General features: G+C 71.9%; 10 protein-coding genes. 7 read left to right on the top strand and 3 right to left on the bottom strand.

The window, feature by feature from the left end:
- The 7 genes from ACWD4A_RS27625 to ACWD4A_RS27595 all read left to right on the top strand — a co-directional run.
- A partial coding sequence (locus ACWD4A_RS27625; RefSeq protein ID WP_451198045.1) for a transporter substrate-binding domain-containing protein occupies positions 1–466 on the top strand: 466 nt, incomplete at its 5' end.
- Between the two features lie 23 nt (positions 467–489).
- Positions 490–1,140 carry an amino acid ABC transporter permease gene (locus tag ACWD4A_RS27620; protein WP_451198043.1) on the top strand — a complete coding sequence of 217 codons (651 nt, stop codon included), beginning with the start codon at positions 490–492 and terminating at the stop codon, positions 1,138–1,140.
- Positions 1,137–2,045, top strand: a complete 909-nt coding sequence (locus ACWD4A_RS27615; protein ID WP_451198041.1) for an amino acid ABC transporter permease — start codon at positions 1,137–1,139, stop codon at positions 2,043–2,045. Before ACWD4A_RS27620 ends, ACWD4A_RS27615 begins: the two co-directional genes overlap by 4 nt.
- A 242-nt stretch (positions 2,046–2,287) precedes the next feature.
- Entirely contained in the window at positions 2,288–4,018 is a 1,731-nt protein-coding gene (locus ACWD4A_RS27610; protein WP_451198040.1) for an FAD-dependent monooxygenase, read from the top strand.
- Positions 4,019–4,050: 32 nt separating this feature from the next.
- Positions 4,051–4,137 carry a putative leader peptide gene (locus ACWD4A_RS27605; RefSeq protein WP_451198049.1) on the top strand — a complete coding sequence of 29 codons (87 nt, stop codon included), beginning with the start codon at positions 4,051–4,053 and terminating at the stop codon, positions 4,135–4,137.
- A gap of 96 nt (positions 4,138–4,233) precedes the next feature.
- Positions 4,234–4,788 carry a cysteine dioxygenase gene (locus ACWD4A_RS27600; protein ID WP_451198047.1) on the top strand — a complete coding sequence of 185 codons (555 nt, stop codon included), beginning with the start codon at positions 4,234–4,236 and terminating at the stop codon, positions 4,786–4,788.
- Entirely contained in the window at positions 4,785–5,159 is a 375-nt protein-coding gene (locus ACWD4A_RS27595) for a rhodanese-like domain-containing protein (RefSeq protein ID WP_451198039.1), read from the top strand. Before ACWD4A_RS27600 ends, ACWD4A_RS27595 begins: the two co-directional genes overlap by 4 nt.
- Positions 5,160–5,216: 57 nt before the next feature.
- Here the strand turns inward: ACWD4A_RS27595 and recX are convergent, their stop codons facing one another.
- From recX to ACWD4A_RS27580, 3 genes are all read right to left on the bottom strand, one after another.
- On the bottom strand, positions 5,217–5,843 hold the full coding sequence (gene recX, locus ACWD4A_RS27590; protein WP_451198037.1) for a recombination regulator RecX: 627 nt from the start codon (positions 5,841–5,843) through the stop codon (positions 5,217–5,219).
- A gap of 4 nt (positions 5,844–5,847) precedes the next feature.
- Positions 5,848–6,960, bottom strand: a complete 1,113-nt coding sequence (gene recA, locus ACWD4A_RS27585; protein ID WP_451198035.1) for a recombinase RecA — start codon at positions 6,958–6,960, stop codon at positions 5,848–5,850.
- Positions 6,961–7,137: 177 nt separating this feature from the next.
- Positions 7,138–8,316: an AI-2E family transporter gene (locus ACWD4A_RS27580; protein ID WP_451198034.1), complete on the bottom strand. Its 1,179-nt coding sequence runs from the start codon at positions 8,314–8,316 to the stop codon at positions 7,138–7,140.
- Positions 8,317–8,361: the final 45 nt, after the last annotated feature.

The raw sequence follows: 8,361 nt of genomic DNA, 5'->3' as shown, positions 1-8,361 counted from the left end.
GGGCCCGTACTACATCGCCGGGCAGGACCTGCTGGTGAAGGCCGACAGCTCGATCAAGGGCCCGGACGACCTCAAGGGCAAGAAGGTCTGCTCGGCGGCCGGTTCCACGCCGCTCAAGCGCATCAAGGAGCCCAAGTACGGGGTCGCCGAGGCCATGTCGCAGCAGGGCTACCAGCTCTGCGTGCAGCAGTTGGTGGGCGGTTCCGTCGACGCGGTCACCACGGACGACGCGATCCTCAAGGGCTACGCGGCGGAGAACAAGGGCGCCCTGAAGGTCGTCGGCAACCCGTTCTCCAAGGAGCCGTACGGCGTCGGCCTCAAGAAGGACGACAAGGCGCTGCGCGACGCCGTCAACAACGCCATCGAGGCGCACGAGAAGAACGGCGACTGGAAGAAGGCGTACGACGCCACCCTCGGCCTCTCCGGCGTCCCGGCCACGACTCCGCCCGCGGTCGACCGCTACTGACCGGCGATCTCCGGAGAGTTGACGTGAACGTTCTGTCGGACAACTTCGCGATGTTCCGCGAAGGCTTCATCGGCACCGTCGAGCTGACGGCGCTCAGCGCGCTGCTCGCCATGGTGCTGGGCATCCTGGTCGCGGCGTTCCGCGTCTCCCCGGTGCCCGTCCTCCGCATATTCGGCAGCACCTGGGTGACGCTCCTGGTCAACACCCCTCTGGTGCTGCTGTTCCTCGCCGTCACCCTGGGGCTGCCCGCGCTCGGGCTCAAGGGGTGGGACTCCTTCTGGCTCGCCGTGATGGCCCTGGGCGGCTACACCTCGGCGTTCGTCTGCGAGGCCGTCAGGTCCGGCATCAACGCCGTCCCGGTGGGTCAGGCGGAGGCCGCCCGCTCCATCGGGATGACCTTCACCCAGACGCTGGGCCAGATCGTGCTGCCGCAGGCCACCCGGACCGCGGTGCCGCCGCTCGGCAGCCTGATGATCGCGCTCGCCAAGAACACCGCGATCGCCTCCAGCTTCAACGTGACCGAGCTGGGATCCGTGATGAAGACCCTCAACAGCGCCTCCGGCTACAACATTTACGTGATCTTCTTCTGGATCGCACTCTGCTACATCGTCCTGACCTTCGCGATCAGCGGCCTGTTCCGGGTGCTGGAGAACCGGCTGGAGGTGGCCCGATGAGCGCGAGCGTCCTCTACGACGTCCCCGGCCCCAGGGCACGGGCCCGCAACCGGGTCTACGGCGTCCTGGCGACCGTCGCCCTGCTCGGGCTGATCGCCTTCGTCGTCTACCGGCTGGACGATTCGGGGCAGTTCCAGGGCGCCCTGTGGAACGTCTACGAGTACAGCAACACCCAGCGGCAGATCCTCGACGGCCTGTGGACCACGGTCAAGACCTTCGCGATCGCCGCGGTGCTCTCCCTCGTGCTCGGCGCCGTGCTGGCGACCGGCCGGCTATCCGACCACAAACCGGTGCGCTGGGCCGCCACCGTGGCCGTCGAGGTCTTCCGGGCCATGCCGCTGCTCATCATGATCTTCCTGCTGTGGGCGGCCGTGTTCACCTCCGACGCGATGTGGGCGCTCGTCATAGGGCTCACGCTCTACAACGGCTCGGTGCAGTCGGAGATCTTCCGGTCCGGCATCAACGCCGTCCCCCGGGGCCAGAGCGAGGCGGCCTACGCGCTCGGGCTGCGCAAGACGCAGGTGATGACGAGCGTCCTCGTCCCGCAGGCCGTGCGCACCATGCTGCCGTCGATCATCAGTCAGCTCGTGGTGACCCTCAAGGACACCTCGCTCGGCTACATCATCCTGTACGAGGAACTGCTGTACGTCGGCAAGCGGTTCGCGGAGCAGCGGCCGCCGTCGAACGGCGTCTACGCGTTCATCCCGATGGTGATCGTCTTCGGTTCGATCTACATCCTGCTGTGTCTGGCCCTGTCCTCCGTCGCGACATGGGTCGAACGGCGCACGAAGCGCTCGCGGAAGGGCACCCCGCCCCCGATGGCCGCGCCGGGCGCGGCCGTCATGGCCGGTCCCGGGCCCGGCCCCGCGGACGCCTCCGGCGCGGAGGTCCCCAAGACCGGGTGAGTCCGGCGCGGATGACGCCCCGTCGGCCGCGTCCGGAGGCGGGGCGCGCCCGCTTCGGCGCGCCGCGATGAGGGCTCTGATCACTTGACGCAAGCACCCGCAATGGGTTGCATACGTTCTGTGATCGAGCACCGCGTTCCTCCCGTCGGCCCCCATGTGCACCGCGCGGCGCACACGGCCCGTACGTACCGCGCAGCCCACGGCACGGCCAGCTGGCCCCGCCGGGCGGAGGGGACCGCGCCGTGGACCCGGTGATCGTCGTCGGGGCCGGGCCGGTCGGGCTCGCGCTCGCACTCGCGCTGGCCCGCTACGAGGTCCGCGTCGTCGTCCTGGACGAGACGCCCGCGGACGGCTCCGGCCAGGAGGGGGAACGCCCGGCCCGGACCGCCGTGCTGCGCCCGGACACCGCGGCCACGCTGGAACGGCTCGGGTGCGCCCTGGAGGGCGGCGCCCGGTGGGCGGGCTGGCGGACGCTGCACCGCCGCGCCGTGGTCGCCGAGATCCCGTTCGAGCGGGCGGAGCGGGCCGAGGAGCCCGGCGACGGCGAGGAGGGCACGGAGCCGCTGAAGGGGGCCGGCGAGCGCTCGCCGCTGCACCTGCCGCAACACACGCTGACGCGGGAGCTGCGCGCCGCACTCGCCGTCGAGACCGGCGTGCGGATCGTCCCCGGCGGCCATCTGGACTCGCTGCGGCAGGACTCGGCCGGGGTCACCGCGCACACGCGGGGCAGCAACAGCGGCCATTGGCGGGGCAGTTATCTCGTCGGCTGCGACGGCGCACGGTCGACCGTGCGCAAGCTGCTGGGTGCCCGCTTCCCGGGGCGTACGGCCGTCGAGCGGTACGCGGTCGCCGCGCTCCGTGCCGAGCTGCCCCGGCCCGGCGAGGCGCTGCTGCACCGGTCACCGCCGCGCGGCAGCGAAGTGACGGCACGTCCGCTGCCGGACGGTGTCTGGCGGCTCGACTGGCTGCTGCCGCCGGGGGGCGATCTGGTCACGCCCGAAGCCCTCCTCGCGCTGGTGCGCGACTCCCTGACCGCCTGGTGCGGGGAAGTGCCGCCGTACGAACTCCTGGACACCGGCGTGCACGCCGTGCACCACCGGCTCACGCGCCGTATGCGCACGGGGCGCGCCTTCCTCGCCGGGGACGCCGCCCATCTGCTCGGGGCGCTCGGCACCCAGGGGCTCGACGAGGGGCTGCAGGACGCCGGGAACCTCGCCTGGAAGCTGGCTCTGGCCTGGCACCACGGCGCCTCGGACGCCCTGCTGGACAGCTATCAGGCGGAGCGCCGGGGGGCGATCGTGGCCCGGCTGCGCGCCGCGGACCGTGCGCTTCCGGCTGTACGGGGCGTGGGTGGGTGGCACACGGCACGGCGCACGCTGGTGCCGGGTGCGGCGCGTGGGCACGACGAGTTGCTCACCGACGGCCACTTGGGGCGCGGAGCACTGGGCGCGCCCCCTGTCTACGCCCGTACGCCCCTGGCTCCGGCCGGGCCGCCCGCGGGTTCCGTCCCGGTGGGTACGGCTCCGGGGGCACAGGTGGAGGACGTCCCGGTCACCACTCCGGACGGCTCGGTGACCGGACTGCGGGACCGGCTGGGCGGCGATCTGCTGGTGGTGCTGATCGCGCCCGGGACGGGGGTGTGGGAGCGGCGGCACTGGCTGGGCGCCGGACTCATGCCGCGGCTCGCGGCCGCCGTCGGCGCGCTGCCCATGCGTGCGGAGCTGCTGGTCGCCGAGGGCTACCCGGGGGCGGACGCGCACACCGTGCTGGTGGTGCGCCCGGACGGCCATCTGGTGGCCGCGCTGGCAGGGGTGCGGGCCGCGGAGCTGTACGCCTGCGCGGACGCGGTACGGGGCGGGTCCGCGACGCCGCACGGACACCCCGACGGTGCCGGGGAAGACACGGACGACGGGGGCGCGGGGCGCGCGGACGAGCCCGACGGAGCTCCCAGTGAGGCCACGGCCAACCGTTGACCCGCCCGCACGACCGTGGTTGACTACGGAACGTGACTGACCGTGGCGTGCGTTTCTGGCGGCGGGTCCACCTGGACCTCGTTCGCTATGCGGGCTGCGTCTGTCGTCCGTCCTGCTGATCCGCTTTCTCTTCGCGTGGCCACGCCGAGTGCGGCCGCGCGCTTCTCCGCGATCGCTCAGGACGGTCTTCTGTGTTTCTTCCGGTGCCCACGCCCATGCCCTCGTCCCGGCACACCTCTCCCGCACCCCCTCCGGCGGCTTCCTCGGGGGTGTCGGCCGCGCCCACCGGGGCCGATCTCCTCGACTTCGCCCGCGCCACCGCCGCCGACGCCGATCTCGTCGCCTCGCTCCCGCTCGACCCCGAGGGCCGTACCTGGATCCGGCTGACGGGGCCGGGCGGCAGCGAGGCGTGGCTCATCGGCTGGCCCCCGGGCTCCGGCACGGGCTGGCACGACCACGGGGGTTCGCACGGCGCCTTCGCCGCGGCCTCGGGGCAGCTGACGGAGCAGTCGCTCACCACCCAACTGCCCACGGAAGGATGGAAGATGCTGGAGCTGGCGGACGGTGTCGACCGGGAGCAGCAGCTCTCGGACGGGCGGGGCAAGGCCTTCGGCCCGCACCATGTGCATCAGGTGTTCAACGCGTCGCGGACCGGGCACGCCGTCTCCGTGCACGCGTACTATCCGCCGCTGCCGATGATGCGGCGCTACAGCCGCGCGGGCCAGGTGCTGCGGCTGGAGCAGGTGGAGTGGCCGCGGGAGTGGGCATGAGGGTCGAGGAACTGCTGGCCGCCGCCCGCGCGGGCCTGGACCGCCTGGGGCCCGGGGAGGCCGCCGAAGTGCAGGCCGGGGGCGGGCTGTTGGTCGACATCCGCTACGCGGCGCTGCGGGAGCGCGACGGACTCGTCCCCGGGGCGCTCGTCGTGGAGCGCAACGAGTTGGAGTGGCGGCTGGACCCCACATGCGAGTTCCGCGCGGCGGAGGCCACCGGGCACGACCTCCGCGTCGTCGTGATCTGCAACGAGGGTTATGCCTCCAGCCTCGCCGCGGCCTCGCTGCGTCTGCTGGGCCTGCGTCACGCCACGGACCTGGCCGGAGGCTTCCAGGCATGGCGGGCGGCCGGGCTCCCGGTGGACCGCTGACTTCCGCCCGGCTTCCCGTCGCGTCCGCGCCGGGCGGGCCGCCGGGTGGGCCGCCGGTCACATATCGGGCAGATAGTGGTCCAGCAGCTCCGCTTCCTCGCCTTCCTCCTCCAGGGCCTGGCGCACCACGCGCAGGGCCAGGCCCTCCGCGTACCCCTTGCGGGCCAGCATGCCCGCGAGGCGGCGCAGCCGCTTCTCCCGGTCCAGGCCGCGCGTGGTCCGCAGCTTGCGGCGCACCAGCTCGCGGGCCGTGGCCTCCTCCTGGTCGGAATCGAGCTGCCCGACGGCATCGTCGATCACCGCGGAGTCCACGCCCTTGGTGCGCAGCTCGCGTGCCAGGGCCCGGCGGGCGAGCCCCCGGCCGTGGTGCCGGGACTCCACCCACGCGTCGGCGAACGCCGCGTCGTCGATCAGGCCCACGTCCTCGAACCGGGCCAGCACCTCTTCCGCCACCTCCGCCGGTATCCCCCGCTTGGCCAGCGCGTCCGCGAGCTGCTTGCGGGTGCGGGGGGATCCGGTGAGCAGGCGCAGACAGATCGCCCGCGCCTGCTCCTCCGGCCGTGGTGGTGCCCCGTCCCCGGCCCTCGACGAGGAGGGGGCCTCACCACTGGTCCGGCCGCCCGTACCCCGGTCCGGGCGGTCCGCCACGGATTCCGGCGCGGGGTACTCCGATCGCCGTGTCACGGGATCAGCTCTTGGCAGCCGTGGCCTTGGCCGCCTTGCCCGTGGACTTCGCCGGGGCCGGGACCGACTTGGCCGGCTCGCCCGCGGCATCCGCGCCGGGCTCGGCCGCCGGGGTCTCGGGCTTGGGGCCCACGCCCAGCTTCTCCTTGATCTTCTTCTCGATCTCGTTGGCGAGGTCGGGGTTGTCCTTGAGGAAGTTGCGGGCGTTCTCCTTGCCCTGGCCGAGCTGGTCGCCCTCGTACGTGTACCAGGCGCCGGCCTTGCGGACGAAGCCGTGCTCCACGCCCATGTCGATCAGACCGCCCTCGCGGCTGATGCCCTGGCCGTAGAGGATGTCGAACTCGGCCTGCTTGAAGGGCGGCGCGACCTTGTTCTTGACGACCTTGACGCGGGTGCGGTTGCCCACGGCCTCCGTGCCGTCCTTGAGGGTCTCGATACGGCGGATGTCCAGGCGCACCGAGGCGTAGAACTTCAGGGCCCGGCCACCGGTCGTCGTCTCCGGGGAGCCGAACATGACGCCGATCTTCTCGCGGAGCTGGTTGATGAAGATCGCGGTGGTCTTGGACTGGTTGAGCGCGCTGGTGATCTTGCGGAGCGCCTGGCTCATCAGTCGCGCCTGGAGGCCGACGTGGGAGTCGCCCATCTCACCCTCGATCTCCGCGCGCGGCACCAGGGCGGCGACGGAGTCGATGACGATGAGGTCGAGGGCGCCGGAGCGGACCAGCATGTCCACGATCTCCAGCGCCTGCTCGCCGGTGTCCGGCTGGGAGAGGATGAGGTTGTCGGTGTCGACGCCCAGCGCCTTCGCGTACTCGGGGTCGAGGGCGTGCTCCGCGTCGACGAAGGCGACGGTGCCGCCCGCCCTCTGGGCGTTGGCCACGGCGTGCAGGGTGAGGGTGGTCTTACCGGAGGACTCCGGTCCGTACACCTCCACGACGCGGCCGCGCGGCAGCCCGCCGACGCCGAGGGCGACGTCGAGTGCGGTCGACCCGGTGGGGATGACCTCGATGGGCTCGTTCGGCCGGTCGCCGAGACGCATCACGGCGCCCTTGCCGAATTGCCGTTCAATCTGTGCGAGCGCGGCGTCCAGCGCCTTCTCGCGGTCGGTGCCTGCCATGGGTTCCACCCGGTTTGCTTGAGTCGATCGCTTCACGTCGACGACGCTAACGCCTGCCACTGACAATGGGCTCCGGGCACCGCCCCGCCCTGTGGATAACTCGTCTCCCGCAGGCCCGGAACACCCATGAGAATGGATGTTCGATTTCAGTGTCAAGCGCACCACACCGGCCCCGGTTCACCGCTCGCGCAGCGCCCGGAACAGCCGGGCCAGGGCGGAGGAACGCGGTCCGTCGTCCGCCCTCCGGCCCTGGACCCGCGGGTCGTCGGTGACGTCGTACCGCTTCACATAGGCCCCGAGGAACCCCTGGAGCGTCGCGGTCGCCGGGATGGCGATCAGCGCGCCCACCGCTCCGAGCAGCGCCGTGCCCGCGACCACCGAGCCGAAGGCGACGGCCGGGTGGATGTCCACGGTCCTGGCGGTGATCCGGGGCTGGAGAACGTAGTTCTCGAATTGCTGGTAGACCACGACGAAGCCGAGCACCCAGACCGCGTACCAGGGGTCCACGGTGAAGGCGAGCAGCATCGGCAGCGCGCCCGCCAGGTAGGTGCCGATGGTCGGGATGAACTGGGAGACGAAGCCGACCCAGATCGCGAGCGCCGGGGCGTAGGGCACGCCCAGGATCTCCAGCAGGACGTAGTGCGCGATGCCGGAGACCAGCGCCATCAGGGCGCGCGAGTAGAGATAGCCGCCCGTCTTGGCCACCGCGAGCTCCCAGGCGCGCAGCACCTCCGCCTGCCGGTTCGGCGGCAGGACGGAGCACAGGGCGCGGCGCAGCCGGGGCCCGTCGGCCGCGAAGTAGAACGCGAACAGCACCACGGTGAGCAGTTGGAAGAGCCCGCCGAGGACGGTGGCGGAGACGTCGAGCACACCGCCCGCGCTGTTCTTCGCGTACTTCTGCAGCCAGTCGGAGTGCAGCACGCTCTGCTGGATCTCGACCCGGGAGAAGTCGGTGTGGAACGTCCGGTTGACCCAGCCGATCACCGAGTCCACATAGGAGGGGAAGTTCTCCACCATGGTCGTGATCTGGGCGGCGAGCATCGAACCGAGCAGGGTGAAGAAGCCGGCGACGCCGATGGCGATCGCCAGGAAGACCAGCCCCGTCGCGAGTCCGCGCCGCATGCCGCGCGCGGACAGCCGCGCCACGGCGGGCTCGACGGCCAGCGCGAGGAAGAACGCGATCAGGATGTCGATCAGCAGCCCGACGAGCTGATGGAAGGCCCAGTTCGCCAGCTGGAAGCAGGCGAACAGGGCGAGCGCCGCCACCATCGCCCGCGGCAGCCAGCGCGGCATGCGGTCGTCGGTCTCGGGCCGGGGTCGCGGGTCCGCTTCCGGAGCGGTGTCTTCTGCTGCCACGGGGCAAGTGTGGCCTATGGGGTGATTTGCTCGTCCGAGTGATCC

The sequence above is a fragment of the Streptomyces sp. NPDC002537 genome (assembly GCF_053594975.1).
Note: the sequence above shows the minus strand (reverse complement) of the source record. Positions and strands in the feature narration are given on the sequence as shown.